This window comes from Herbidospora daliensis, from assembly GCF_001570585.1.
Lineage (GTDB): Bacteria > Actinomycetota > Actinomycetes > Streptosporangiales > Streptosporangiaceae > Herbidospora > Herbidospora daliensis.
In genome coordinates this window covers 406,911-432,528 of record NZ_BBXF01000004.1, presented here as the reverse complement: position 1 = coordinate 432,528, position 25,618 = coordinate 406,911, and the positions used below count along the sequence as shown (strand labels likewise).

The window sequence follows — 25,618 nt, the reverse complement described above, 5'->3', positions numbered from 1 at the left end:
GTTCCAAAATTAGACTCATGACGACCACGATCCAGAGCCGGACCCACTCCTGGGCGCCCCCGACGATCCCCGCCGACGCCGCGGAGATGTCCGGGCTGGAATTCCTCCAGGCCATGCTCGAGGGGAAGATCCCGGCCCCGCCGATCGCCGGCACCCTGGGCTTCACCATGCTCAGGGTCGAGAAGGGGCTGGCCCTGTTCGAGGGCGAGACGGGCGAGCACCAGTACAACCCGATGGGCACGGTGCACGGCGGCTACTTCGCCACCCTGCTCGACTCGGCCCTCGGGTGCGCGATCATGACCGCCCTGCCGGCCGGGCGGGCGTACACGACCGTGCAGCTCAACGTGAACATGGTCAGGCCCGCGTTCGCGCACACCGGCCGGCTGCGCTGCGAGGCGAAGACCCTGCACGTCGGCCGGACCACCGCGACCGCAGAAGGGTCGCTCGTGGGCGTGGACGACGGCAAGCTCTACGCCCACGGCACCACGACCTGCGCGATCTTCCCTCTCGCTTAGTCGCCCGACCGGGCCTTGAACAGGGCCCGCTTGGCGGCCTTGCCGACGTTGCGGTCGGGGTGGGCCTCGGCGATGGCCTCGAGCAGTTCGTCGAGGTGGGGGTGGCGCACCTTCCAGATCACCTCAAGGAGGCTGATCAGGTCGGTCGCCGGGCCGATGTCCTCCAGGCTGCTGACGAACTCGGCGCGGCCCAGGCCCGCCGAGATGGTCCACATGTCGAGGATCAGCCAGTGGGTGTCGGCCTGGGTCGGCTCGGGCGCGTCGTCGACCTCGAGCTGGGTCAGGTGGGTGGCGGCGTAGGAGCGCAGCGACTCCTCGGCCAGGGCCTTCTTCCAGGCCGGGATCGCCACCTCGCCGAGCTGGCCGACCAGGGAGGCGGCCTGGACGCGGACCAGCGCGTCGGACTCGTCTTCGACGGCCGCGCCGAGCAGCTCCTCGGCGGCCTGGGCGGGCTCGCGCAGGCGCATCCAGGCGGCGAACTCGGCGTCGGCCTCCTCCTCGGACATGTCGGCGCTGAGCGACAGCAGGTCGTGGGCGGTCATCGCGTCGATCGCCGGGCGGGCGTCGATGTCGAGGTCGGCCTCGTCGACCAGGTGGACGACGCCCTCGGTGCCCAGGGAGGTCAGCCGGACCGTCTCGCCGTCGAGCTCAGCCATGCCGTAGCCGGTCAGCCAGTCGAGGACCGGGACCAGCGGGTCGCCGGCCGCCTCCCACGCGGCGTCGCCCAGGTCGTCGTAGTCGCGGACCGCCTCGGCCAGCTCCTCGCGCAGGTCGTCGAGGGCCTTCTGGCCGCCGCTCAGCAGCACCCGGATCAGGGTCTCGCGGGTCAGGCCCGACAGGGCCAGGGTCAGGTCGTCGTCGTCGAGTTCGGGGTCGCCGTAGTCGATCGAGCCGAGGCCGAGCATCCAGGCGTCGAGGACGTCTTCGTCGTCGTCGAACGGCCAGGCGGCGGTGTCGGAGTCGATGCTCACGGTGTCGTCGCCCGAGGGGGTGACGAACTCGAGGTCGATCGCCAGGTTCCACAGGTTCCACAACTGCTGCGGACCGGGGAGGGCCAGGGCCGTCACGGCCTCCTCGACCTCGGCCTCGGTCAGCAGCGTCGCCTGGCCGACCTTGCGGTCGGTGCCGATCCAGACCGACAGGTCGCGGGCCGCGGTGATCAGCGGCACCCGGCGGGCCTCGGCGGCCAGCTCGGCGTCGGGACGCAGCCGCAGGGTCGGCAGCTCGGCCAGCTCGTCGGCGAAGGGCTCGAAGTCGCCGAGGCCCTCCTCTTCGTCGCCGTCCTCCTCGTCGTCCCACTCGGTCTCGCCGATGGCGTCCTCCATGCGGTCGACGAAGTCGTCTTCGAGCGCGTCGAGCTCGTTGAGCAGGAGTTCGAGGCGGTCGGAGGCGGGCGTGAGACGGCCGGTCTCGTGGAGGAAGGTCAGGTAGGACCGCAACGAGGGCACCATCGCGTCGGCGGCGGCGTCGGGGTCTTCGACCACCTGTGGCAGGCGCTCGAGCATGAGGGGGCGCAGATCGTCGCGGCGCCAGTGGCCCACGTCGGAACGCTGGCTCAGGCGGTGCCACAGGGCGGCCGAGCCGACCAGGTCGGGGTCGCTTTCGGGTGCGTTCTGGGGCACCCAGAGAAGGAATTCCTGGAGCAGGGGACGCAGTTCAGCCGCGGCTGCCTCAATGCGATCTGTCACCCCGCCAGCCTAGGGCCAACGGGCGAGGCCATCTAACCGGTTGGCCCTCCTTCGCCAGACCGTTCAGGAGCCGTTCGCACCGGCCCTGCGCATCGCCTCGGTGATGCGGTCGGCGGCGCTCACGACGGGGGCGGCGTGGAGGCGGCCGGGGGTGCGGGTGAGACGCTCTATGGGGCCAGAGACCGAAACGGCGGCGATCACCTTGCCGCCGACGCCGCGGATGGGCGCCGACACCGAGGCGACCCCCTGCTCGCGCTCGCCGACGCTGTGGGCCCAGCCGCGCCGCCGGACGCTGGCCAGGGTCGCGGCGGTGAACTTGGCGCCGCGCAGGCCCCGGTGCAGCCGGTCGGGCTCCTCCCAGGCCAGCAGGATCTGGGCGGCCGAACCGGCGCTCATCGGCAGCGCCGACCCGACGGGAACGGTGTCGCGCAGGCCGCTGGCGCGTTCCGCCGCCGCGACGCACACCCGCTCGTCGCCCTGGCGGCGGTAGAGCTGGGCGCTCTCGCCGGTGAGGTCGCGCAGCTGGGTCAGGACGGGACCCGCGACCGCGAGCAGGCGGTCTTCGCCGGCCGCAGTGGACAACTCAGACAAACGGGGGCCCAATATGAATCGGCCCTGTGTGTCGCGGGAGACGATCCGGTGATGCTCCAGGGCCACCGCGAGACGGTGAGCAGTGGGTCGGGCCAGCCCGGTGGCCTGGACCAACTGCGCGAGCGACGCCGGTCCGGCCTCCAGGGCGTTGAGCACGAGGACGGCCTTGTCGAGTACGCCGACTCCGCTAGAGTTGTCCATACCCCGATACTGCCGTCTCGCTATCCGAGATGCAACCGAAGCAGTGGCGGTTAGAAGATACAGTGTCCATATCCCGATATTTCAGTCTCATCATAAGAGACGGGACGATAACGCGAGGAGGCGTTGGAGACCATGGGACGCACACTGGCCGAGAAAGTCTGGGAGCAGCACGTCGTCAGGCGCGCCGACGGTGAGCCCGACCTGCTCTTCATCGACCTCCACCTCATCCACGAGGTGACCAGCCCGCAGGCGTTCGACGGGCTCCGCATGGCCGGGCGGCCGGTCCGCCGGCCCGACCTGACCATCGCCACCGAAGACCACAACGTGCCGACGGTCCGCGGCCCGATCGCCGACCCGGTGTCCCGCACCCAGGTCGAGACGCTGCGCAAGAACGCCGCCGAGTTCGGCATCCGGCTCCACCCCATGGGCGACGCCGGCCAGGGCGTGGTGCACATCATCGGCCCGCAGTTCGGGCTCACCCAGCCGGGCATGACGATCGTCTGCGGCGACAGCCACACCTCGACCCACGGCGCCTTCGGCGGCATCGCGTTCGGCATCGGCACCTCCGAGGTGGAGCACGTGCTGGCCACCCAGACGCTGCCGGCCTACCGGCCCAAGACGATGGCGATCGAGGTCAAGGGCGCGCTGCCCTTCGGCGTCACGGCCAAGGACCTGATCCTGGCGATCATCGCCGAGATCGGCACCGGCGGCGGCCAGGGCTACATCGTGGAGTACCGGGGCGAGGCGATCCGGAACCTCTCGATGGAGGGCCGGATGACGGTCTGCAACATGTCCATCGAGGCCGGCGCCCGCGCGGGCCTGATCGCCCCCGACGAGACCACCTTCAACTACCTCAAGGGCCGCCCGCACGCCCCCGAGGGCGAGGCGTGGGACGCCGCGGTCGACTACTGGAAGACGCTGCGCACCGACGACGACGCCGTCTTCGACAAGGTCGTGGAGATCGACGCCGCGACCCTCACCCCGTTCGTCACGTGGGGGACCAACCCCGGGCAGGGCGCGCCGCTGAGCTCGGTCGTCCCGGCGCCGGAGCAGTTCGGCGACCCGATCGAGCGGTCGGCCGCCGAGCGGGCGCTGGAGTACATGGGGCTGACCGCCGGCACCCGGCTCACCGACGTCGAGGTCGACACGGTGTTCGTCGGCTCGTGCACCAACGGCCGGCTCGAAGACCTGCGGGCCGCCGCCGAGATCCTCCAGGGCCGCCAGGTGCGCACCCGCACGCTGATCGTGCCGGGCTCGATGATGGTCAAGCTCCAGGCCGAGGCCGAAGGGCTCCACGAGGTGTTCAAGGCCGCCGGGGCCGAGTGGCGGGAGGCCGGGTGCTCGATGTGCCTGGGCATGAACCCCGACACCCTGGCGCCGGGGGAGCGCAGCGCCTCCACGTCCAACCGCAACTTCGAGGGCCGGCAGGGTAAGGGTGGCCGCACCCACCTGGTGTCGCCGCAGGTCGCCGCCGCGACCGCCGTCACCGGCAAGCTGACCGCCCCCGCCGACCTCGTCTGACCCGGAGACCTCTGATGGACGCCTTCACCACCCACACGGGCACCGCCGTCCCGCTGCGGCGCAGCAACGTCGACACCGACCAGATCATCCCGGCCGTCTGGCTCAAGCAGGTCAGCCGCACCGGCTTCGAGAAGGGCCTGTTCGCCGCCTGGCGCGAAGACCCCTCGTTCGTGCTGAACGACCCGGCCTACACCGGCGCCTCGATCCTGGTCTCCGGTCCCGACTTCGGCACCGGCTCCTCCCGCGAGCACGCCGTCTGGGCCCTGCAGCAGTACGGCTTCCGCGTGGTCGTCGCCGCCCGCTTCGGCGACATCTTCCGCAACAACTCCACCAAGATGGGCCTGCTCCCGGTCATCCTGTCGCCCGAGGCGGTCGAGACGCTGCAGAAGGCCGTCGAGGCCGACCCGGCGACCGAGATCACCGTCGACCTGGGCGCGCGCGAGGTGCGGGCGACCGGCGAGACGTGGTCGTTCGAGATCGACGACTACACCCGCTGGCGGCTGATGGAGGGCCTCGACGACATCGGCCTGACCCTCCGGCACGCCGACGCCATCGCGGAGTACGAGAGCGAGCGGCAGCCGTGGCTGCCGAAGACGGCCTGACCTCCCCAGAAGAGGAACTGGCGCGGCGGCTGCGCGACGCGCAGCGCCGCGTCAGGGACCTACCCTTGACAGGGGAGGAGCGGGAACGTGTCGCTCGGAGGCTGCTCGCGATCTGTGATGCGGCAAAGCGCGACATTCCCCATGCAACCACCCGGCTGGAGGGCTTCATCGCCTTCCTGGACGGCGAATTCGACACGCCGAGTGGCGGTGAATTCACGTAAGGTGATTGAGTCACGCGCGTTCCTCCCCTACTTTCAAAGCGCGTAAGGGGGAGGAACCACATGAACAAGAAGGAACTCGTCGACGCGATCGCCGACCGAGTCGGCGACAAGAAGACGGCGACCGAAGCGATCAACGCCGTCATCGACGCCATTCAGCAGGCCGTCGCCAGCGGCGACAAGGTCTCGATCACCGGTTTCGGCGCTTTCGAAATGGCGCACAAGCCGGCCCGCACCGCGCGCAACCCTTCCACGGGGGAGCCGATCAAGGTCGCCGAGAGCTGGGCGCCGAAGTTCCGTCCGGGGGCCGATTTCAAGGAACTGGTCAACGCGGGCGGAAAGAAGGCGCACAAGAAGAAGTAGCGCTCTCTGCCTCAAAGCACGCGGAAAACGGCGCACCCGATCCATTCGGTTTCGGGGGCGCCGTTCCTGTTTACGGCACCGGAAATGTGCTGAGCGTAATGAACGAGATCGCGCCGTCGGTCAGCACGATGCTGACCCGCTGGCCCGGCCGGAGCAGCCGCAGCGGGCCCGCGTCGAAGGCCGCGGCCGGGAACGGCACCTCGGTGCCGTCGTCGAGGTAGACCGACCCTGAACGGGTCTCGTCGTCGAAGGTCTTCACCGTCGCCTGCACGCCGTCAGGGTAGTCGATGTAGGACGCCAGGCCCCTGAGGATGATGTCGAGCCCGAGCTCGAACCGGTAGTCGTTGGTCTCGCCGGTCATGTAGGGCGCCATCGCCGTCAGGTTCGGGAACCTGTCGGGCGGCAGGTCGCGGAAGTAGCCCTCGATCTGGTCGAGGACCTCGGCCCACTCCTCCGGGGTGGACACCTTGAAACGCTGCTCCCAGGTGCTCTCCTCCAGGGTGAAGCCCTCAAGGAAGGTCGACAGCAGGTCGCCCGCGATGGCGGCGACCCGGTCGGGCAGGCCGCCGGAGCGCAGGATCGCCATCAGCTGCTCGACGTTGGGCATCAGCTCGGGCGTGAACGGCACGAACTGCATCGAGATCCAGGCCATGTCGCGGTGGGCGCGCAGCCTCTCGCGGCCGGCCCGCGCGAAGTCCTTGATCTGCTCCATCCAGTTCGCCGGATCGGGCTCGGGCAGCCCGCCGCCGACGAACAGGCGCTCGTACATCAGCTTGAAGAGCTCTTCCTTGTGCCGCACGTGGGCGTAGAGCGCCGAGACGGCGACGCCGAGTTCGGCGGCGACCTGGCGCATGCTCATGCGGTGGTAACCCTCGCGGTCGAGCACGACGTAGGCGGCGTCGACGATGCGGTCACGGGTGAGCGGGACCTTCGCCGGACGCCTGGGTTCCTGGTCGTTCTTCTCCCACGGGGGCGTCGGCACGGTCATAATGCCAAGCCTTCCAGATGAACACTGTTCTTGCTTACTGAACACCGTTCATGCTAGAACAGTGTTCACTTCATTATGAACACTGTTCTCCTCCCGGGGGTAATCGAAATGACCCAGACTGCGGTCACGGGGGTGACGGAGGGCTACCGCTGGCGCTGGCAGGCCCTCTTCGTCATCCTCGGCGCCGAGATCATGGACCTGATCGACGCCATGGTCACCAACATCGCCGGCCCGCACATCCAGGCCGAGCTGGGCGGATCCGAGAGCCTGCTCCAGTGGCTCGGCGCCGCCTACACCCTGGCCATGGCCACCGGCCTGCTCACCGGCGGCCGGCTCGGCGACGTCTTCGGCCGCCGCCGCATGTTCATCGTCGGCGCGATCGGCTTCACCGTCAGCTCGCTGCTCTGCGGCCTGGCCATGTCGCCCGAGATGCTCGTCGGCTCGCGCGCCCTCCAAGGCCTGTTCGCCGCCGTCATGCTGCCGCAGGGGCTCGGCATGCTGCGCGAGATGTTCACCATGGCGGAGATGGGCAAGGCGTTCGGCATGTTCGGGCCGGTCATGGGCCTGGCGTCGGTCGGGGGGCCGATCCTGGCCGGGTTCCTCATCGACGCCGACTTCTTCGGCACCGGCTGGCGCATGATCTTCCTGATCAACCTGCCCGTCGGCCTGCTCGCCATCGCGGGCGGCCTGCGCTACCTGCCCGAGTCGAAGTCGCCGAACCCGCCCTCACTCGACCTGCTGGGCGTCGTGCTGGCCTCGGTCGCCGGGCTGCTCGTCGTGTTCCCGCTGGTCCAGGGCCGTGAGCACGACTGGCCCGCGTGGGCCTTCGTGATGCTGGCCGCCTCGCTCGCGGTGTTCGGGCTGTTCGGGTGGTACCAGGGCCGGCGCACCCGCGCGGGGTGCGACCCGCTCATCGAGGGCAGCCTGTTCCGCAAGCGCGCCTTCAACGGCGGCCTGGTCACCGGGCTCGTCTTCTTCTCCGGCATGTCGGGCTTCATGCTCGTCTTCAACCTCTACACCCAGCTCGGCCTGCACTACTCGCCGCTGAAGGCGGGCCTGGCCGGCGTCCCGTGGTCGGTCGGCATGATCATCGGCTTCGGGCTGGTCCAGCCGCTGATGAAGCACGGCCGGGCCTGCCTCCAGGGCGGCACGCTGGCGATGACCCTCGGCGTCGTGCTCGTCTGGGTGACCCTCCAGATCGCCGGGCTCGACGTCACCCCCTGGCAGCTCACCCCCGCGCTGGTCCTCACCGGCATCGGCATGGGCTTCCTGATGGCGCCCTTCTTCAACCTGGTGCTCGCCGGGGTGGAGCCCCACGAGACCGGCTCGGCCTCGGGCACCCTCACCGCCGTCCAGCAGCTCGGCGGCGCGTTCGGGGTGGCGCTGCTCGGCACGGTCTTCTTCGACCTGCTCGGCGACGTGCCCAGCGCGGCCACGTTCGAGACCGCCATGGAGACCACGCTCTGGGTGGTCGCCGGCATGCTGCTGCTCACCTTCGTGGTGTCGTTCCTGCTGCCCAAGCACGTCAGGGAAGAGGACCTACAGCACTAGCCGCGCCACGGCGGCGGTGTGGGGCCCCAGGCCCAGCGCCGCCGCCTCGGCCAGGTCCTCGACCGTGTCGACGTCGCGGCGGACCGAGTCGACGTCGGGCAGGCACAACTCCTTCGCGCCGCCCGACAGGTGCCGGGCCCGCGACTCCCCGCCGAACCTGGGCCGGAAGGGCACGCCGGGACGCACGGCGTACAGGACGGTGCCCACGTCGGCGGCGTCGGGCAGGAACGCCTGGTCGAACTCGGCCGCCGCCGCCAGCACCCGGGCCAGCTCGCCGGGGCGCAGCGCGGGCAGGTCGGCCTGGAGCGCCGCCACCGCGCCGGCGGCGCTCGCCGCCCCAGCCCGCAGGGCCGCGTTCAACCCCACATCCGGGTCGTGTACGACCTCCGCCCCCAGCCCCGCCAGCACGGCCGCCGGCCTCGGGTCGGCCGTCACCACGATCACCCGCGCGACCCCCTCGGCCGCCAGCGCCGCCGTCACCGTGTCGGCGGCCACCGCCACCGCGAGGTCCTCCCGATGGGGCCCCGCTGCGGCGGCCAGCCTGGTCTTGGCCCTGATCAGGGTCTTGACGGGGATGACGATCGTCCAGTCGAGCCGTTGCATGACACCAAGCATCGCGCCTCGACATCCGCTCCGGCCAACCGGGACACTGGGGCGATGAGCCGCCGCCCCGGGCGTCCGTCCCGTTTCTGGGAGACGGTCGCCGTCGTGATCATCAAGCCGCTTTCCCTGCTGCTCGTGAAGCACGACTGGCGCCGGCTCGACCGCATCCCCCGCACCGGCGGCGTCATCGTCGTCGCCAACCACCTGTCGTGGACCGATCCGGTGCTGCTCGGCCACCTGCTCTACGCCTCCGGCCGCTGGCCGGTCGTGCTGGCCAAGTCGGGCGTCTTCGGGGTGCCGGTCCTGGGCAGGGTGATCGCCGCGCTGCGCGCGATCCCGGTCTACCGGGGCAGCTCCGACGCCAACCGCTCCCTGCGCGACGCCGAGGAGCGCCTGGCCGAGGGCGGCGCCATCCTCTTCTACCCCGAGGGCACCATCACCCGCGACCCCGCCCTGTGGCCGATGGCCGGCAAGACCGGCGCGGCCCGCCTGGCGCTGGCGACCGGCGCCCCGGTGATCCCGATCGCCCACTGGGGGGCGCAGGAACTGCTGCCGTACGGCGAGAGGAAACCCCGGATCTTCCCCCGCAAGACCTTCAAGGCGGTCGTCGGCGAACCGGTCGACCTGTCGGGGTTCGCCGACCGCCCGGCCGAGGCGACCGCGGAGATCATGCGCGCCATTACCCTGCTCGTAGCGGAGCTACGGGGTGAGAAGGCACCTGACGCCTAATCACCGCGTACGGTGAGCACCATGACCAAGGCTGCCGTTTTCGGGTCCGGTTCGTGGGGCACCATGTTCGCCCTCATTCTCGCCGAGGCGGGCACGAAGACCACGCTGTGGGGCCGCCGGCCCGATCTCATCGAGGCGATCGACCAGCGCCACGAGAACCCCGACTACCTGCCCGGACTGCGGCTGCCCGACACGGTGCGCGCGACCACCGACCCCGCCGAGGCGATGGACGGCGCCGACTACGTCGTGCTGGCCGTGCCCTCGCAGACGTTGCGGGCCAACCTGGAGGCGTGGCGCCCCTGGTTGCCGCCCCGGGCGGTGCTGGTCAGCCTGATGAAGGGCATCGAGTTGTCGACGACCAAGCGGATGAGCGAGGTCATCGAAGAGGTCGGCGGGGTGCCCAGGGAGCGGATCGCGGTCGTGTCCGGCCCCAACCTGGTGGGCGAACTGGCCCAGCGGCAGCCGGGCTCGACGGTGGTGGCGTGCTCCGACGAGGCGGTGGCGTCCCGGTTGCAGGAGGCCATCCACCTGCCGTGGTTTCGCACCTACACCAACACCGACGTCGTCGGGGTCGAGGTCGGCGGCGCGGTCAAGAACGTGATCGCGCTCGCGGTCGGGGTGTCGGCCGGCATGGGCATGGGCGACAACCTGGCGGCGACGCTGATGACCCGGGGCCTGGCCGAGATCTCCCGGCTGGGCGTGGTGCTGGGCGCCGACCAGCACACCTTCGCCGGACTCGCCGGGATGGGCGATCTCATAGCGACATGTACCTCTCCATTGTCCCGTAACCGTACTTTCGGTGAGAATCTTGGGCGCGGCATGACCTTCGAGGAGGTCGTCTCCGTGACCAAGCAGACCGCCGAGGGGGTCAAGTCGTGCGAGTCGGTGCTGGAGCTCGCCAGGAAGCACGACGTCGAGATGCCCATCACCGAGGTGGTCGTCGGGGTGGTGCACGACGGGATGACCCCCGGCGAGGCCGCGATGCTGCTGATGTCCCGCACCCCGAAACCAGAGCGCTACGTCTGAGAGCTGGTGACGCCCGGTGAGACGAGCCCGGCCCGAGACCCCGGCCGATTCCCGGCGCGAGCCGCAACCGGGCTCCCGCCGGTCGGGCCCGGCCCTCGGCGAGAACACCCGGGCGGTCCACCTGCCCACCCCGCCGACGCCCCGGCAGGAGCCCATCGGGCTGCCCGTCTGGCGGTCGGCCTCGTGGGCCTTCGACTCCTCGGGCGACCACGCCGACGTGATCGCCGAGCACCGGCCGGGGTACGCGTACAGCCGCATCGACAACCCGACCGTCGACGCGTTCGCCGCGGCGGTGGCCGCCCTCGAAGGGGCCGCCGCGCCGGAGGACGTCGCCGGTCAGGCCTTCTCCTCCGGGATGGCGGCGATCACCGGCACCCTGCTCACCTTCCTCGGCAACGGCTCCCACATCGTCGCCCCGGCCCCGGTGAACGGCGCCACCTACCAGCTGCTCGCCAACGTGTTGTCCCGCTTCGGGGTCTCGGCCGACTTCGTCGACCACTCCGACCTGCGCAGGGTGCGCGCCGCGATCCGCCCCACCACCAAGATCGTGTACGCCGAGACGCTCGCCAACCCCACCCTGGCGGTGGCCGACCTCCGGGGCCTCTACCAGGTCGCCCGCGAGGCGGGCGCGCTGCTGGTGGTCGACTCGACCTTCGCCACCCCGGTCGTCTGCCGCCCGCTCGAACACGGCGCCGACCTGGTCATCCACTCGGCGACCAAATACATGGGCGGCCACGACGACTGCGTCGGTGGCGTCGTGGTCGGCCGTCCCGACCTGGTCGCCAGGGTGCGCCAGACCCGCATCGACACCGGCTCGGCGCTCTCGCCCGACGACGCCTTCCTGCTGCGCCGCGGCCTGGAGACCCTGCCGCTGCGGGTGCGCCGCATGTGCTCGACCGCGATGGTCTTCGCCGCCGCCCTGGCGAAGCACCCGCAGGTCCGGCGGGTCGACTACCCGGGCCTGCCCACCCACCCCGGGCACCGGACCGCCCGGCACCTGTTCGACTCCGGCCCCGAGGGCACCCGGTTCGGCGCGGTCGTCACCCTCACCCCCCACGGCGGGTTCGAGGCCGGGGTGGCGCTGACCGACCGGCTGCGCACTGCCGCCATCGCGCTGTCGATGGGCGGCACCTGCACGAAGGCCGTCCACCTGGCCTCGGTGGCGCGCTCCGACGAGGCCCTGTCGGGGGTCGACGCCGGGGCCGTGCGGTTCGCCATCGGGCTCGAAGACGCCGAGGACCTGATCGCCGACGTCACCCGGGCACTCGACGTATTGGGCTCTTTGCCCCGAGCTCGGACCTGACGAGGCGTTTTTCCACCTCGACAGGATAGATTCGGACCTCATGAACCGGATTCGAGTCGCCGTCGTCTTCGGCGGGCGCAACTCCGAGCACGCGGTGTCGCTGATGGGTGCCGGGAGCGTCCTGTCGGTGATCGACCGTGCGCGATATGAGGTCGTGCCGATCGGCATCGCACCGGACGGCCGCTGGGTCATCGCGGCCGACACCCAGAGCTACGCGATCGAGGACGGCGCCCTGCCGGTCGTCGACACCAGCGGATCGCCGCTGGCCATCCCGCCCGGCGACGGCTCCCTGGTCGCCCTCGACCCGGGCGACATCCCGCGCTCGATCGGCACGGTCGACGTCGTCTTCCCGGTCATGCACGGCCCCTTCGCGGAGGACGGCACCATCCAGGGCCTGCTCGAGATGGCCGGGGTGCGCTACGTCGGCTCCGGGGTGCTCGCTAGCGCCGTCGGCATGGACAAGGCGTACATGAAGGCGGTCCTGAACTCGGCGGGGCTGCCGGTCGGGCCGTATGTCGTGATCGCCGACCGGACCTGGCGCACCGACCGCCACCGGGTGCTCAAGGAGATCGAGGAGCTCGGCTGGCCGGTCTTCGTGAAGCCGGCGCGGGCCGGGTCGTCGCAGGGCATCTCGAAGGCGTCGACGCCCGAGGAGCTGGAGACGGCGATCGAGTTCGCCCGCGAGCACGACCCGAAGGTCCTGGTCGAGGCGGCGATCCCGGGCCGCGAGATCGAGTGTGCCGTGCTGCAGGGCCTCGGCGACGAGCCGCCGGCCGCCAGCGTGCCCGGCGAGGTGCTGGTCACCGGCGGGCAGGAGTTCTTCGACTTCGAGGCCAAGTACTACCCCGACCAGATGGCCCTGCGGGTGCCCGCCGACCTCCCCGAGGAGGTGGCCGAGGAGATCAGGGCCATGGCGGTACGCGCCTACGAGGCCCTCGGCTGCGAGGGGCTGTCACGGGTGGACTTCTTCTACACGCCCGACGGCCGGCTGGTCCTCAACGAGATCAACACGATGCCCGGCTTCACGTCGCTCTCGGTGGCGCCCCAGTTGTGGGCGGCGACCGGGCTGACCTATCCGGAGCTCGTCGACCGGCTGATCCAGCTCGCCCTCCAGCGCCCGCTAGGCCTGCGCTAGGGGATCGTGGCCTTGATCGGGTCGGCCAGGTCGACCAGGACGCTGCCCGGCTGATGGTTCGCCGAGATCGTGACCTCGACGTACGCCTCGCGGTTGACCGAGGTGAACAGGGTCGGCCGGGCGGGGTCGGCGAACCAGCCGACCCCGTTGACGTCGCTCACCTCGGCGGTGGCCTCCATCGAGGCCGGGCGGTCGACGCCGCAGCGGAGCGCGATCTCCCCGGGCCCCCACACGGCGGTGTAGGGGGACACCGGATCGGTCTCGGTCCGGGCCAGCCCCTCGATGGTGGCCGGCAGTCTCTTGGCCAGGGCCTGGCAGGCGGTCGCGGCGGCCCCTCCGGGAGCCGGCGGGTCGAGGCTCACGGCCTGGGCACACCCGGCCGCCAGGACCGCCACGATCAACCAGCCACGCTTCATATGTGGACGATAGGGCAGGTCAGCGTGCGCGTGATGCCTTTGACGGACTGGATCTGGGCGACCACCAGCTTGCCGAGCTCGTCGACGTTGTTGGCCTCGGCCCGGACGATCACGTCGTAGGGGCCGGTCACGTCTTCGGCTTGGGTGACCCCTGGGATCTTCGCGATGGTCTCGGCCACCGCTGCGGCCTTGCCGACCTCGGTCTGGATAAGGATGTAGGCCTGCACCATCAGGTCCTCCCGGGATTGATCACCACCGAAAGGTCAAGGTACCCCGAACACCAGGAGGTGTGACATCACAGTCGGAGAACTCGGCGAATTCGGTGTTGTTAGCCGGATATCGGGGCGTCTGCCCCAAGGCGCGACAGTCCTCCTCGGCCCAGGCGACGACGCGGCGATCCTGCGCGCTCCTGACGGCAGGGTCGTCGTCACGACGGACATGCTCCTTGAGGGTAGACACTTTCGCCGCGATTGGTCCAGCCCGTACGAAATAGGCCGAAAAGCCGCAGCTCAGAATCTTTCCGACATCTCGGCCATGGGGGCGGTGGGGACGGGGCTTTTCGTGGGCCTCGGCATACCCGCCGACCTGCCGGTCGACTGGCTCGACGCGCTGATCGACGGACTCCGGGACGAGTGCGCCCTCGTCGGGGCGAGCCTGGCCGGGGGAGACGTGACCCGCTCCTCCTCCGTGGTGCTGGGCGTGACCGCCCTGGGAGATCTCCAGGGCCGCTCGGCCGTGTTGCGGTCGGGGGCCCGGCCGGGCGACGTCGTGGCCGTGACGGGCCCTCTGGGGCGTTCTGAGGCCGGTTTGCGACTGCTTCTGGCGGGATTGTCAGGTTTTGACGATCTGGTGGAGGCGCACCGGCAACCCCGGCCGCCCTACCGCGAGGGCCCCCGGGCAGCCGCGCTGGGCGCCACCGCGATGCTCGACGTCAGCGACGGCCTCATGCAGGACCTCGGCCACATCTGCGCGGCCAGCGGGGTGGCGATCGTGCTCGACCCCGTCGAGGTGCCCGACGACCTCGCGGCGGCGGCCAAGGCCCTCGGGGCCGACCCCGTCGACTGGATCCTCACCGGAGGCGAGGACCACGCGCTCGCGGCGACCTTCCCATCGGGGGTTCTCCTGCCTTCCGAGTGGCGGATTGTAGGAAATGTGGCCGAAGGGGATGGAGTACAGGCCGGAGGGCGCGAGAATGTCCCGGGGGGTTGGGATCACTTCCGAGGATGACGGGAACTTTGTGACAGCGGCAGCGTGACCTGTTAAGAAGGTTGGCGGGTGCAGATCAGGAAGGACCAGCAATGGGGCGCCACCGGGCCGGACGGACGGCCACGACCCCGGCCAAGAAGAACAAGCCGAAGGTCGAAGCGACCGGCGATCCCATAACGGGCCCGGTCCCACCTGCACCGATCCCGAACCCGGGAGACCCCCAGCCCACCGGCCCCCTCGCCGCCCCGGTCCAGGCCCCGGCCGACCCCACCACCGGCCCGCCGTCGACGGGCGCCTTCGCCGCACCCGTCCAAGCCCCGATCCAGGCCCGCCCGGGACCCGACGCGACCCCGCCTTTCGGCACTCTGCCGTCGACAGGCGCCTTCGCCGCCCAGGGCGGCCCTGCGGCCGACCCGTTCACGGGCCCGATCGGCACTCCTCAGGCCGGTCCGTTCCCGGGTCCGCCTCCGGGAGGTCCTCCAGCAGGTCCCTTCAACGGGCTTGCAGGCGGTCCTGCGGCGGGGCCTTTTATCGGGCAGAGCGCGCCACCTCCGGGCGATCCTTCAACGGGCCCTTTCACGGGCCCGGTCGGGCCGCCTTCGGGTGGTCCTTCGACGGGTCCTTTCACCGGGCCGGTCGTGCCACCTCCGGGTGGCCCCTCGGCAGGACCCTTCACAGGTCCCATTGGGGCACCCCCGGCAGGTCCTCTCGCGCCGCATCCCGCCGAACCTTCGACGGGCCCCTTCACCGGACCGGTCGTGCCACCTCCGGGTGGCCCCTCGGCAGGACCCTTCACGAGTCCCATCGGGGCACCCCCAGCAGGTCCCGCCGGTCCGCATCCGGCTGATCCTTTGACGGGTCCTTTCACGGGTCTCGCCGGCCCGCCACCGGGTGGACCTGCGACGGGTCCCTTTATGGGTCCGCTCGGTCCGCCTTCGGGTGGTCCTGCGACAGGGCCGTTCACGGGCCCGGTCGGGCCGCCTCCTGGCGATCCTGCGACGGGTCCCTTCACCGGGCCCGTCGATCACGATCCTCTTGGGGCTCTGCTCCAGGGAGCCGATGATCCGGCCACCGGGCCGATCACCGCCCCCGTGCGGGCGGCTCTTGCCGACGGCGCGGCCGGGCAGCAGGGGACGGCGCAGCTGACCTATCGGTGGCCCGATGACGACGAGGCCACCACGGGCGAGATGCCCGAGACGACCACTGAGGCGCCATTGCCTCCCGGGCCGAAGCCGGGGCGTCGGCGGCGGAGCCAGGGCGCCGCACCGATCACGCGGTCGCGGCGGATGGCGGTGATCTCCGGGGTGGCCGTCGTCGCGGCGGTGTGCCTGACCCTGCTGGGGATCAGGCTGGCGTCCGGCGGGACCGAGCTGGTGGTGGTGCCCACGCCCAGTGAGACCGCGCCGCCCTCGCCGTCGCCCACGCCGCGGAAGGCCTCGCCGAGCCCGACGCCCAAGGCGTCGGAGACGGCGCAGGCGACCTCGCGGCCGCATCCGCAGCCGGTGGTCACCAAGCCGAAGCCCAGTCCGAAGCCCAAGCCGACCACGCCCACGCCGGAGCCGCCGCCCGTCGAGGTCGACCTCGACACCGGGCCGACGCAGAACCAGCCGGGGTTCGGGTTCTAGCCGGCGAGGCTACTGATTGGATGTCAGCATGACCCCACCGCGCGTGCTGACGATCGCGGGCTCGGATTCCGGCGGTGGCGCCGGGATCCAGGCCGACCTGAAGACGATGCTGGCCAACGGTGTCCACGGCATGAGCGTGATAGCCGCGGTGACCGCGCAGAACTCCCTTGGCGTGCAGGGCTACTGGGAGTTGCCGCCCGAGGCGGTCAGGGCCCAGCTCGACTCGGTGCTGGGCGACATCGGCGTCGACGCGGTCAAGACCGGCATGCTGGCCTCGCCGGTCCTGGTCGAGACCGTCGCCGAGGTGCTCGCGGGCGTCGCCGCGCCGATCGTGATCGACCCGGTCGGGGTGTCGAAGCACGGCGATCCGCTGCTCGAACCGGCGGCGGTCGACGTGGTGAGGGCCCGGCTGCTGCCGCTCGCCACGGTCGTGACCCCCAACCTGTACGAGGTCGAGCAGCTCACCGGCGTGAAGGTCGAGGCCGAGGAGCAGATGATGGAGGCCGCCGAGGCGGTGCTCGCGCTCGGGCCGAAGTGGGCGCTGATCAAGGGCGGCCACCTGCCGGGCGAGCCGGTCGACCTGCTGACCGACGGCCAGACCGAATACCGCTACAGCGCCGAACGCCACGACAACGACCACACCCACGGCACCGGCTGCACGCTGGCCTCGGCCATCGCCTCGCACCTGGCCCACGGCGAAGACGTGCCCGACGCGGTCAGGATCGCGAAAGACTACGTGACCGGCGCCATCGCCCACGGGTTCGCCCTGGGGGCGGGCATCGGCCCGGTCGACCACGCCTGGCAGTGGCGGCCCCTCGACGTCGTGCAGTGAGCGGACACGAAAAGGCCCGCCTCGTGAGGCGGGCCTTTTCGGAACAAGCTCTAGCGGGTGACCTTCCCGGCCTTGATGCAGGAGGTGCACACGTTAAGCCGCTTCGGCGTCCCGTTGACCGTCGCGCGCACGGTCTGGATGTTGGGCTTCCAGTTGCGGCGGGTTCGGCGGTGCGAGTGGGAGACGTTGTTGCCGAAAATCGGCTTCTTAGCGCAGACGTCGCAGACGGAAGCCACGGTCATCGCTCCTTCGGAGAATCAGAGGCCCGGTCGCTCGAAACGGGCAGAAAGGCCAGGCCGAACGGCTGGCCATATGAGGATAGCCGATGTCGGCCAATGCATGTTAAACGAAGGGATCACCCATGCTGGACGTCCTCGATCCCCCCGCGGTACGCGAGTGGGCCCGGCGGTCGGCGCAGGCGCTCGGCGTGGCCCGCGCCCAGATCGACGCGCTGAACGTCTACCCGATCCCCGACGGCGACACCGGCACCAACCTCCATCTGACGCTGCTCGCGGCGGCCGACGCCCTCGACGCGCTGCCTGACACGGCCGACCACGACGCGACCTGGCGCACCCTCGCCCACGGCGCGCTCCTCGGCGCCCGGGGCAACTCGGGGGTGATCGTCAGCCAGGCGCTGCGCGGGCTGGCCGAGGTGCTCCGCACGGCCGAGGGCCGCGCCGACGACCTGCGGACCGGCCTGGCCAGGGCGGCCGAACTCGCCAGGGCGGCGGTGTCGCGCCCGGTCGAGGGGACCGTGCTGAGCGTGCTGACCACGGCCGCCTCCGCGGTGCGCGACCTGCCCGGCGACCTCGCGATGATCGCGGCGAAGGCCGCCGAGGAGGCCCGCGGGGCGCTGGCCCGCACGACCGGCCAGCTCGACGTGCTGGCCAGGAACGGGGTCGTCGACGCGGGCGCGGCCGGGCTGGTGATCATCCTCGAAACGCTCGTGGACGTCGTCACGGGCGTGCACGGCCGCCACGAGGTGCCCGCCCCGGCGCGGCCGGTGATCCGCACGGAGGACGACGACGTCCACGGCTACGAGGTCATGTACCTCCTGGACGCCCCCTCGGTCGACCGCCTGCGCGAGGAGCTCGACGCCCTCGGCGACTCGCTGGTGATCGTCGGCGGCGACGGGCTCTGGAACGTGCACGTCCACGTGGCCGACGCCGGGGCCGCGATCGAGGCCGGGCTCGCGGCCGGGCGGCCGCACCGGATCAGGATCACCTACCTGGGCGGCCGGGCCCACGTCACCGGCGGGCGCGGGGTCGTCGCGGTCGCCGCCGGAGACGCGCTCGCGGCCCTGTTCCGCGACTCCGGCGCCGTGGTGGTCACCCGCGAACCGGGCTCGTCGCCGCCGCTGGCGGCGGTGCTCGCGGCGATCAGGGAGGCCGGGTCGGAGGTCGCCGTGCTGCCCAACGACGCCGCGGTGCGCTCGGTCGCCGCCGCGGCGGCGGAGATCGCCCGCGAGGAGGGCACGGTCGTCGCCGTGCTGCCGACCCTCGCCTCGGTGCAGGGCCTGGCCGCGCTCGCGGTGCACGACCCCGCCCGGCGGTTCGACGACGACGTGCTGGCCATGGCCGAGGCCGCCGCCCACACCCGGCACGGGCACGTCTGGGTGGCCAACCGGGAGGCGATGACCTCGGCGGGGGTCTGTCGGCCGGGCGACGTGCTGGGCGTGGTCGACGGCGACGTCGCGCTGATCGGGACCGAGCTGCGCGAGGTGACCGAGGACGTCGTGCGGCGTCTGGTGTCGTCGTCGAGCGAGCTGGTGACGCTGGTGACCGGGGGCGAGACGGGGGAGGGGCTGGCGAAGGCCGTACAGGATCTGCTGGCGGTCGAGCGGCCTGACGTCGAGGTGGCCGCCTACGCCGGCGGGCAGGGCGGTTACCCGCTGCTGATCGGCGTGGAGTGATTCTGTCGGCCGGTCGCGGTAGAACTGGGTGTCGTGACCAGGTTCGACGAGCCGTTGAAGCGGGTGGTCGGCGCGAAGACCGCCGCGCCGCTCGAAAGCGCCCTCGGCGTCGCCACCGTCGGTGAGCTGCTGCGCCACTACCCGCGCCGCTACGCCGAGCGCGGTGAGCTGACCTCGATCGCCTCGCTGGAGCACGACGAGATCGCCACCGTGCGGGGGCGGGTGTCGGCGGTGCAGCGGCGGCCGATGAAGAACCGCCAGGGCACCTGGCTCGACGTCGAGGTCACCGACGGCAAAGACCGCATCCACCTGGCCTTCTTCGGCAAGGGCGCGTTCGTGGCCGAGCAGCGGCTGCTGCCGGGCACCGAGGCGACCTTCTCCGGCAAGGTCAACGTGTTCGTCTCGCCGAAGGGCGCCAAACGCCGCTCGCTCACCCACCCCGACTACGTCACCGACGACGAGGAGACCAGCGAGGAGTTCGCCACCGCGCCGGTGCCGATCTACCCGTCGGCGCAGAGCCTGGCGAGCTGGAAGATCGGCCGCGCGGTGCGGCTGATCCTCGACACCCTCTCCCTCGACGACCCGCTCCCGGCCCCGATGCGCGAGCGCCACGGCCTGATCGGCCTGGCCGAGGCGCTGACCCTCATCCACCGCCCGCGCGACCAGGGCGACATCGCCCGCGCGAAGAAGCGGCTCAAGTTCGACGAGGCGTTCAACCTCCAGGCCGTTCTCGTACGCCGCCGCATGGCCGCCGACGCCCTGCCCGCCCAGCCCCGTCCCGGCAGCGCCGACGGCCTGCTGGCCGGGTTCGACGGGCGGTTGCCGTTCCAGCTCACCGAGGGCCAGCGCACGGTCGGCGACGAGATCGCCGCCGACCTCGGGCGCGACCACCCGATGCACCGCCTGCTCCAGGGCGAGGTGGGCGCGGGCAAGACCGTGGTGGCCCTGCGCGCGATGTTGCAGGTCGCCGACTCGGGCGGGCAGGCCGCCCTGCTGGCCCCGACCGAGGTCCTGGCCCAGCAGCACCACCGCTCGATCACCGCCATGCTCGGCGACCTCGCGGGCGGCGGCATGTTCGGCGGCACGTCGGTGGCCCTGCTGACCGGCTCGATGGGCGCCGCCGCCCGGCGGCAGAACCTTCTCGACGCCGCCTCCGGCGCGGCCGGCATCGTCGTCGGCACGCACGCCCTGCTGCAGGACAAGGTCCAGTTCGCCGACCTGGGGCTGGTCGTGGTCGACGAGCAGCACCGGTTCGGCGTCGAACAGCGCGACGCGCTGCGCGAGAAGTCGGCGTCCGGGCGGCCCCACGTGCTGGTCATGACGGCCACCCCGATCCCGCGCACGGTCGCGATGACCGTGTTCGGCGACCTGGAGGTCTCCACGCTCTCGCAGCTCCCGTCGGGCCGCGCGCCGATCACCACCCACGTGGTGCCCGCCGCCGAGAAGCCCCACTACCTCGAACGCACCTGGGAGCGGGTGCGTGAGGAGGTCGGGCTCGGCCGCCAGGCCTACATCGTCTGCCCGCGCATCGGCGACCTGGAGGGCGACGAGGGCGACCTGACCAAGGACGCAGACGAGCGCCGCCCGCCGCTGGCGGTCCTCGACGTCGCCGAGATGCTGGCCTCGGGCCCGCTGGCGGGCCTGCGCGTCGAGGTGCTCCACGGCAAGCTGCCGCCCGAGGAGAAAGACGCGATCATGCGCTCCTTCACCCGGGGCGAGATCGACGTGCTGGTCGCGACCACGGTCATCGAGGTCGGCGTCGACGTGCCGAACTCCTCGGTCATGATCATCATGGACGCCGACCGTTTCGGCGTGTCCCAGCTCCACCAGCTGCGCGGCCGGGTCGGCCGAGGCGGCCTGCCGGGCCTGTGCCTGCTGGTCAGCGAGACCATGCCCGGCACCCCCGCCCGCGACCGCCTCGACGCGGTGGCCAACACCCTCGACGGTTTCGAGCTCTCGCGCGTCGACCTGGAACAACGCCGCGAGGGCGACGTGCTCGGCGCGGCCCAGTCGGGGCGCAAGTCGTCGCTGCGCATGCTCCAGCTGCTGCGTGACGAAGACGTGATCGCCGAGGCCAGGGAAGAGGCGCAGAACCTGCTGGCCCGCGATCCCGAGCTGATCGACCACCCGGCGCTCAAGGCCGAACTCGACGCGCTGGCGGCGGGAGAACGCGCGGAGTACCTGGAGAAGACCTGATCCGGCGTGGCGGTGCGGGGCGGGAGCGGGGGTCGGCGCCGGTCGCGGCGGGGCGCGGAGGCGGCGGGCGGGGCCGGCCAGGCGGGAGCCGTAACGGAAGAAAGAGTTTCGAAACGGGAGCGATCGGGGCGGAGGGCTGCCGGGCGGAGGGCCCTGGGTCATAGAAATGACCCAGGGCCCAGCCATGGGACGGCCTCCCCCCGAATGCCGTCCCCGGCTGGGCCCACCCTCGGGTCAGGTGCCGAGGGCGCCGGCGTGCGGAAGGGCTCACGATCACGCCGGCCGGCCTTCCCCTGGGTCACCTTGAAGGCCGCACGTTCATAGTGCAGGGCCACCGCCCCGAACGGAACGACCCTGGCCGTTCCTTCGCCAGGCATTACCGAGCTTTTCCATTCCGGCTCTCCGCGACAATGGGCTGGTGACGCGTCTCATCGCCGGAACCGCCGGTGGCAGGCGGATCGAGGTCCCGCCCGGCAGGGGAACCCGGCCCACCAGCGACCGCGCCCGTGAGGGCATCTTCTCGACCGTCGGGTCGCTCGCCGGCGTGCCGGAACGGGTGGCCGACCTCTACGCCGGGTCGGGGGCCATCGGGCTGGAGTCGCTCAGCCGGGGCTCCGGCCACGCGCTGCTGGTCGAGTCCGACGCCAAGGCGCTGCGCACGATCAGGGCCAACGTCGCCGCGCTGGGCCTCCCGGGGGCCGTGGTGCGGCCCGAGAAGGTCGAGCGGCTGGTCGCGCGCCCCTGCGAGGGCGAGCCCTACGACTTCGTGTTCGCCGACCCGCCCTACGCCGTGTCCGACGAGGTGGTCGGCAGGGTGCTGGTCCAGCTGCTGGAGAACGGCTGGCTCGCCGAGGGGGCCCTGGTGGCGGTCGAACGCGAGACCAGAGGGAATGATCTGCAGTGGCCCCCCGGCTATGAGGAGGCCAGGGCGCGTCGTTACGGTGAAGCGACCGTTTGGTACGGTCACGCCAACCGGGCCGAGTAGGGGGTTGTTGTGCGCAGAGTCGTCTGCCCCGGATCGTTCGATCCCGTGACGAACGGCCATCTCGACATCATTGGCCGAACGTCGCGTCTGTACGACGAGGTCGTCGTCGCGGTGTTGATCAACATCGAGAAGACGAGCCTGTTCACCGTCGAGGAGCGCATCGACATGCTCCAGGCGGTGACCAAGGAATACGGCAACGTCCGCGTGGAGAAGTTCCACGGCCTGCTGGTCGACTTCGCCCGGCAGCAGGGCATCCCGACGATCGTCAAGGGCCTGCGCGCGGTCAGCGACTTCGACTACGAGCTCCAGATGGCCCAGCTCAACTACCGCATGTCGGGGGTCGAGACGCTGTTCATGTCGACCAACCCCGAATACTCCTTCCTGTCCTCCAGCCGGCTGAAGGAGATCGCCCGCTACGGCGGCGACGTGTCGGGCCTGGTGCCCGATCTCGTGCTGGAGCTGCTGGTGGAACGCGTGCGCGGCTGAGCTCCCCGGCGGGCTGGTATTCTTGCGTTTCGGCCTTGCACGACGGCGGTGATTCGCCATGCCTAAGAGACCAGGATGAAAGTGCACACCCTCGACCCTCGCGCTCCATGGGTTGTCTCGACCCATGACCTCGGGCGCCGCCCGGGGTCGATGCGCACGATGAAACCCGTTCTCCCGGCTCCGGCGGACGTCGCGGTCGGCTTGATCGGCGTCCCCAAAGACGCCGACGTCGAGCTGGATCTCCGGCTCGAAGCAGTGATGGAAGGCGTGCTCGTCACGGGCACGGCGCTGGCCCCTCTCACGGGAGAGTGCTCGCGCTGCCTGGAACCCCTGACCTCGGACATCGAGGTCGACTTCCAGGAGCTCTTCTTCTACACGGCGGAAGACGCCGGAGAGGACGACCAGATCCTCGACGGCGAGCTGCTGGATCTTGAGCCGACGTTCCGTGACGCGGTGGTGCTCGCGCTGCCGCTGAGCCCGGTGTGCAGCGACGACTGCGCCGGTCTCTGCACGGAGTGCGGGGTCAAACTGGCCGAGGCCGGTCCCGACCACCGCCACGAGACGCTCGATCCCCGCTGGGCTTCACTGCGGGGCCTGGTTTCCAACAACGACGAAGACGATCAGGAGGCCTGACGTGGCCGTTCCCAAGAGGAAGATGTCGCGGGCCAACACGCGCGCCCGCAGGTCTCAGTGGAAGACCAGCGCGGTCGCTCTCGTGAGCTGCCCGCAGTGCCGTTCCCCCAAGCGCCCCCACATGGCCTGTGGCGAGTGCGGGACCTATAACCGCCGCCAGGTCATCGAGCCCAACGCCTAAATCCGGCGTGACTCGTTCGCCGGCCGGGATCGTCAAACGACCCCGGTCGGCGTTATTTTGCTCCACAGACGCGTCAATTCGGGCGCGTCTCCACAGCGCGGTGGCGGTCGTGCCCGCGGTCGTGGTGGACGCCGGGTTCAACCCGGCGTCCACCACGCCTTCGGGGCTTCGCCAGAAGTTCACTCCTGCCACCGTGCGGGCGATTCGCCATGCACAGGAGGAACTTCATGATCGGTAAGCCCGTCGCCGTCGAGGTCGTCCGCGACGAACTGGAGGTCGTCCTCCAGGTCCGGCTCGACATCGCGATCCTGGAACGCGCCCTGACCCACCGCTCCTACGCCTACGAGAACGGCGGGCTGCCCACCAACGAGCGCTTGGAGTTCCTGGGCGACTCGGTGCTGGGGCTCGTGGTCACCGACACGCTCTACCGCGACCACCCCGACCTGCCCGAGGGCCAGCTGGCCAAGCTGCGGGCCGCCGTGGTCAACATGCGCGCCCTGGCCGACGTCGCCCGTTCGCTCGGCATGGGCCGCTACCTGCGGCTGGGCCGGGGCGAGGAGGGCACCGGCGGCCGTGACAAGTCGTCGATCCTGGCCGACACGCTGGAGGCCCTGATCGGCACCGTGTACGTCGACAAGGGCCTCGACGAGGCGTTCCGGGTCGTGCACACGCTGTTCGACCCGCTGATCAAGCGGTCGGCGTCGCTGGGCGCCGGGCTCGACTGGAAGACCTCGCTGCAGGAGCTGACCGCCTCCGAGGTGCTCGGCGTGCCCGAATACCACGTCGAGGAGTCGGGTCCCGACCACGCCAAGTCGTTCGTGGCGACGGTCCGGGTTGGCGGACAGGACTACGGCAAGGGCGCCGGCCGGTCGAAGAAGGAGGCCGAGCAGCAGGCCGCCGAGGCCGCCTGGACGGCCATCCGCGCGATGCGCGACGCCCGTGAGGCCGCCGCCGCCTCGGCGGGCCAGGCCGTCTGATGCCCGAACTTCCGGAGGTCGAGGTCGTCCGGCGCGGCCTCGACGTCTGGGTGTCGGGCCGCACGATCGAGTCGGCCGAGGTGCTCCACACGCGGGCCGTCCGCCGGCACGAGGGCGTGCTGTCCGACCAGCTCAAGGGCCGCCGCGTCGAGTCGGCCGACCGGCGCGGCAAGTACCTGTGGCTGCCGCTCGACGACGGCGCCGCGCTGATGGCCCACCTGGGCATGAGCGGCCAGGTCTTGATGCTCCCCAAGGGCTCGCCCGACGAGAAGCACCTGCGGGTCAGGGTGACCTTCACCGACGACGGCCCCGAGATGCGCTTCGTCGACCAGCGCACGTTCGGCCACCTCATGATCACCCAGCTGACGGCGGCGTCCGGGCGGACGGTCCCGATGCCGATCGCGCACATCGCCCCCGACCCGCTGGAGGACGCCTTCGACGAGGACGTCTTTACGGCAGCTCTGAAAAAGCGAAAAACCGGAATAAAGCGGGCGCTTCTTGACCAGAGCCTGATCAGCGGCGTGGGAAACATCTACGCCGACGAGGCCCTCTGGCGGGCGAAACTGCACTGGGCGCGGGCCACCGAGACCCTGACCAGGCCGAAGATCTCCGAACTCCTTGCCGCCGCCCGTGCGGTCATGACCGAAGCGCTCGGCCAGGGGGGTACATCGTTCGACAGCCTGTATGTGAACGTGAACGGCGAATCGGGCTACTTCGACCGGTCACTCAACGTGTACGGCCGCCGCGACGAACCCTGCCCGAGATGTGGCACGCCGATCCGGAGAGACCCATTCATGAACCGCAGCAGCTATTCGTGCCCCACCTGCCAGCCGCGTCCGAGGAACGGGCGATGGTGAGGCTCACCGCGTGGGTGCGCGGGCGGGTGCAGGGCGTGGGTTTCCGCTGGTGGACGCGGGCGCGGGCGCTGGAACTCGGGCTGACGGGCTGGGCGCTCAACCTGGGCGACGGGCGGGTCGAGGTGGTGGCCGAGGGCCCCAGAGACGCCTGTGAGCGCCTCCTGGAGCGTCTGAGAGGCTCTGACACGCCCGGGCATGTCTTAGGAGTGTCTGAGCGCTGGTCGGACGTCAAGGGCGGTTTGGTGGGGTTCGTGGAGCGATAGCTCTTCCCTTAAACC

At 71.0% G+C, this 25,618-nt stretch carries 29 protein-coding genes; 22 read left to right on the top strand and 7 right to left on the bottom strand.

The window, feature by feature from the left end; translation table 11 throughout:
• The first annotated feature begins 17 nt into the window (after nt 1-17).
• Nucleotides 18-515 (top strand): PaaI family thioesterase, encoded by a 498-nt coding sequence (locus tag AW274_RS22345; RefSeq protein ID WP_062435873.1) that lies wholly within the window; start codon nt 18-20, stop codon nt 513-515.
• Here AW274_RS22345 and AW274_RS22340 read toward each other — a convergent pair.
• Together AW274_RS22340 and AW274_RS22335 are read right to left on the bottom strand one after the other, a co-directional pair.
• Entirely contained in the window at nt 512-2,137 is a 1,626-nt protein-coding gene (locus AW274_RS22340; RefSeq protein WP_232320239.1) for a hypothetical protein, read from the bottom strand. The two genes, AW274_RS22345 and AW274_RS22340, sit on opposite strands and share 4 nt — an antisense overlap.
• A 129-nt stretch (nt 2,138-2,266) precedes the next feature.
• Entirely contained in the window at nt 2,267-2,995 is a 729-nt protein-coding gene (locus AW274_RS22335) for an IclR family transcriptional regulator (protein WP_062349501.1), read from the bottom strand.
• Between the two features lie 132 nt (nt 2,996-3,127).
• Between AW274_RS22335 and leuC the strand changes: the two genes are divergently transcribed.
• From leuC to AW274_RS22315, 4 genes are read left to right on the top strand one after another with little or no spacing between them, the layout of a single operon-like run.
• On the top strand, nt 3,128-4,516 hold the full coding sequence (leuC, locus tag AW274_RS22330; RefSeq protein WP_062435869.1) for a 3-isopropylmalate dehydratase large subunit: 1,389 nt from the start codon (nt 3,128-3,130) through the stop codon (nt 4,514-4,516).
• Between the two features lie 14 nt (nt 4,517-4,530).
• Complete coding sequence (gene leuD, locus AW274_RS22325; protein WP_062435867.1) at nt 4,531-5,118, top strand: 3-isopropylmalate dehydratase small subunit; 588 nt, start codon at nt 4,531-4,533, stop codon at nt 5,116-5,118.
• Nucleotides 5,097-5,339 carry an SCO5555 family protein gene (locus AW274_RS22320; RefSeq protein WP_062435865.1) on the top strand — a complete coding sequence of 81 codons (243 nt, stop codon included), beginning with the start codon at nt 5,097-5,099 and terminating at the stop codon, nt 5,337-5,339. The genes leuD and AW274_RS22320 overlap by 22 nt, the downstream gene beginning before the upstream one ends.
• Before the next feature lie 60 nt (nt 5,340-5,399).
• Complete coding sequence (locus AW274_RS22315; RefSeq protein ID WP_062341427.1) at nt 5,400-5,699, top strand: HU family DNA-binding protein; 300 nt, start codon at nt 5,400-5,402, stop codon at nt 5,697-5,699.
• A 70-nt stretch (nt 5,700-5,769) separates the two neighbouring features.
• On the opposite strand, the gene AW274_RS22310 is transcribed toward AW274_RS22315, so the two are convergent.
• A complete protein-coding gene (locus AW274_RS22310) occupies nt 5,770-6,687 on the bottom strand; it encodes a TetR/AcrR family transcriptional regulator (protein WP_063813538.1) in 918 nt (305 codons plus the stop codon).
• A gap of 108 nt (nt 6,688-6,795) precedes the next feature.
• Here AW274_RS22310 and AW274_RS22305 point away from each other — a divergent pair, with 108 nt between their 5' ends.
• Nucleotides 6,796-8,238, top strand: a complete 1,443-nt coding sequence (locus AW274_RS22305; RefSeq protein WP_062435863.1) for an MFS transporter — start codon at nt 6,796-6,798, stop codon at nt 8,236-8,238.
• On the opposite strand, the gene cofC is transcribed toward AW274_RS22305, so the two are convergent.
• Nucleotides 8,227-8,841, bottom strand: coding sequence for a 2-phospho-L-lactate guanylyltransferase (cofC, locus tag AW274_RS22300; RefSeq protein WP_157520660.1), 615 nt, complete (start codon nt 8,839-8,841; stop codon nt 8,227-8,229). The two genes, AW274_RS22305 and cofC, sit on opposite strands and share 12 nt — an antisense overlap.
• A 54-nt stretch (nt 8,842-8,895) precedes the next feature.
• Between cofC and AW274_RS22295 the strand changes: the two genes are divergently transcribed.
• From AW274_RS22295 to AW274_RS22280, 4 genes are read left to right on the top strand one after another with little or no spacing between them, the layout of a single operon-like run.
• The gene (locus AW274_RS22295) at nt 8,896-9,570 is read left to right on the top strand and encodes a lysophospholipid acyltransferase family protein (RefSeq protein ID WP_062435856.1); all 675 of its coding nucleotides are present in this window, start codon (nt 8,896-8,898) and stop codon (nt 9,568-9,570) included.
• A gap of 21 nt (nt 9,571-9,591) precedes the next feature.
• Nucleotides 9,592-10,596, top strand: a complete 1,005-nt coding sequence (locus AW274_RS22290) for an NAD(P)H-dependent glycerol-3-phosphate dehydrogenase (RefSeq protein WP_062435853.1) — start codon at nt 9,592-9,594, stop codon at nt 10,594-10,596.
• A gap of 16 nt (nt 10,597-10,612) precedes the next feature.
• Nucleotides 10,613-11,899 carry a trans-sulfuration enzyme family protein gene (locus AW274_RS22285; protein WP_062435850.1) on the top strand — a complete coding sequence of 429 codons (1,287 nt, stop codon included), beginning with the start codon at nt 10,613-10,615 and terminating at the stop codon, nt 11,897-11,899.
• A gap of 40 nt (nt 11,900-11,939) precedes the next feature.
• Nucleotides 11,940-13,034 carry a D-alanine--D-alanine ligase family protein gene (locus AW274_RS22280; protein WP_062435847.1) on the top strand — a complete coding sequence of 365 codons (1,095 nt, stop codon included), beginning with the start codon at nt 11,940-11,942 and terminating at the stop codon, nt 13,032-13,034.
• Here the strand turns inward: AW274_RS22280 and AW274_RS22275 are convergent.
• Nucleotides 13,031-13,450 (bottom strand): DUF3515 domain-containing protein, encoded by a 420-nt coding sequence (locus AW274_RS22275; RefSeq protein WP_062435844.1) that lies wholly within the window; start codon nt 13,448-13,450, stop codon nt 13,031-13,033. The genes AW274_RS22280 and AW274_RS22275 overlap by 4 nt on opposite strands.
• Nucleotides 13,447-13,680, bottom strand: a complete 234-nt coding sequence (locus tag AW274_RS22270) for an Lrp/AsnC family transcriptional regulator (protein WP_062349509.1) — start codon at nt 13,678-13,680, stop codon at nt 13,447-13,449. Before AW274_RS22270 ends, AW274_RS22275 begins: the two co-directional genes overlap by 4 nt.
• A 64-nt stretch (nt 13,681-13,744) precedes the next feature.
• Here AW274_RS22270 and AW274_RS22265 point away from each other — a divergent pair, with 64 nt between their 5' ends.
• The 3 genes from AW274_RS22265 to thiD all read left to right on the top strand — a co-directional run bounded on the left by AW274_RS22265 (nt 13,745) and on the right by thiD (nt 17,113).
• On the top strand, nt 13,745-14,677 hold the full coding sequence (locus tag AW274_RS22265; protein ID WP_062435842.1) for a thiamine-phosphate kinase: 933 nt from the start codon (nt 13,745-13,747) through the stop codon (nt 14,675-14,677).
• A gap of 1,070 nt (nt 14,678-15,747) precedes the next feature.
• A complete protein-coding gene (locus AW274_RS40475) occupies nt 15,748-16,281 on the top strand; it encodes a hypothetical protein (RefSeq protein ID WP_157520659.1) in 534 nt (177 codons plus the stop codon).
• Between the two features lie 28 nt (nt 16,282-16,309).
• Complete coding sequence (gene thiD, locus AW274_RS22255; RefSeq protein ID WP_062435836.1) at nt 16,310-17,113, top strand: bifunctional hydroxymethylpyrimidine kinase/phosphomethylpyrimidine kinase; 804 nt, start codon at nt 16,310-16,312, stop codon at nt 17,111-17,113.
• A 50-nt stretch (nt 17,114-17,163) separates the two neighbouring features.
• Here thiD and rpmB read toward each other — a convergent pair whose 3' ends face one another.
• Nucleotides 17,164-17,349 carry a 50S ribosomal protein L28 gene (rpmB, locus tag AW274_RS22250; RefSeq protein ID WP_030456605.1) on the bottom strand — a complete coding sequence of 62 codons (186 nt, stop codon included), beginning with the start codon at nt 17,347-17,349 and terminating at the stop codon, nt 17,164-17,166.
• Nucleotides 17,350-17,474: 125 nt separating this feature from the next.
• On the opposite strand from rpmB, the gene AW274_RS22245 reads away from it, so the two are divergent.
• The 9 genes from AW274_RS22245 to AW274_RS22205 all read left to right on the top strand — a co-directional run bounded on the left by AW274_RS22245 (nt 17,475) and on the right by AW274_RS22205 (nt 25,603).
• Nucleotides 17,475-19,025 carry a DAK2 domain-containing protein gene (locus AW274_RS22245; RefSeq protein WP_062435833.1) on the top strand — a complete coding sequence of 517 codons (1,551 nt, stop codon included), beginning with the start codon at nt 17,475-17,477 and terminating at the stop codon, nt 19,023-19,025.
• Between the two features lie 33 nt (nt 19,026-19,058).
• Nucleotides 19,059-21,221, top strand: a complete 2,163-nt coding sequence (gene recG, locus AW274_RS22240) for an ATP-dependent DNA helicase RecG (RefSeq protein ID WP_062435830.1) — start codon at nt 19,059-19,061, stop codon at nt 21,219-21,221.
• A gap of 418 nt (nt 21,222-21,639) precedes the next feature.
• Nucleotides 21,640-22,206, top strand: coding sequence for a 16S rRNA (guanine(966)-N(2))-methyltransferase RsmD (gene rsmD / locus AW274_RS22235; protein ID WP_062435828.1), 567 nt, complete (start codon nt 21,640-21,642; stop codon nt 22,204-22,206).
• A 9-nt stretch (nt 22,207-22,215) separates the two neighbouring features.
• Nucleotides 22,216-22,692, top strand: coding sequence for a pantetheine-phosphate adenylyltransferase (gene coaD, locus AW274_RS22230; RefSeq protein ID WP_030456609.1), 477 nt, complete (start codon nt 22,216-22,218; stop codon nt 22,690-22,692).
• A gap of 75 nt (nt 22,693-22,767) precedes the next feature.
• Nucleotides 22,768-23,325 (top strand): YceD family protein, encoded by a 558-nt coding sequence (locus AW274_RS22225; protein WP_062435825.1) that lies wholly within the window; start codon nt 22,768-22,770, stop codon nt 23,323-23,325.
• Nucleotide 23,326: 1 nt separating this feature from the next.
• Nucleotides 23,327-23,506, top strand: a complete 180-nt coding sequence (rpmF, locus tag AW274_RS22220; RefSeq protein WP_030456611.1) for a 50S ribosomal protein L32 — start codon at nt 23,327-23,329, stop codon at nt 23,504-23,506.
• Between the two features lie 227 nt (nt 23,507-23,733).
• Nucleotides 23,734-24,483 (top strand): ribonuclease III, encoded by a 750-nt coding sequence (gene rnc / locus AW274_RS22215; RefSeq protein WP_062435821.1) that lies wholly within the window; start codon nt 23,734-23,736, stop codon nt 24,481-24,483.
• A complete protein-coding gene (gene mutM / locus AW274_RS22210) occupies nt 24,483-25,340 on the top strand; it encodes a bifunctional DNA-formamidopyrimidine glycosylase/DNA-(apurinic or apyrimidinic site) lyase (RefSeq protein ID WP_062435818.1) in 858 nt (285 codons plus the stop codon). The genes rnc and mutM overlap by 1 nt, the downstream gene beginning before the upstream one ends.
• The gene (locus tag AW274_RS22205) at nt 25,334-25,603 is read left to right on the top strand and encodes an acylphosphatase (RefSeq protein ID WP_062341443.1); all 270 of its coding nucleotides are present in this window, start codon (nt 25,334-25,336) and stop codon (nt 25,601-25,603) included. Before mutM ends, AW274_RS22205 begins: the two co-directional genes overlap by 7 nt.
• The last annotated feature ends 15 nt before the right edge of the window (nt 25,604-25,618 follow it).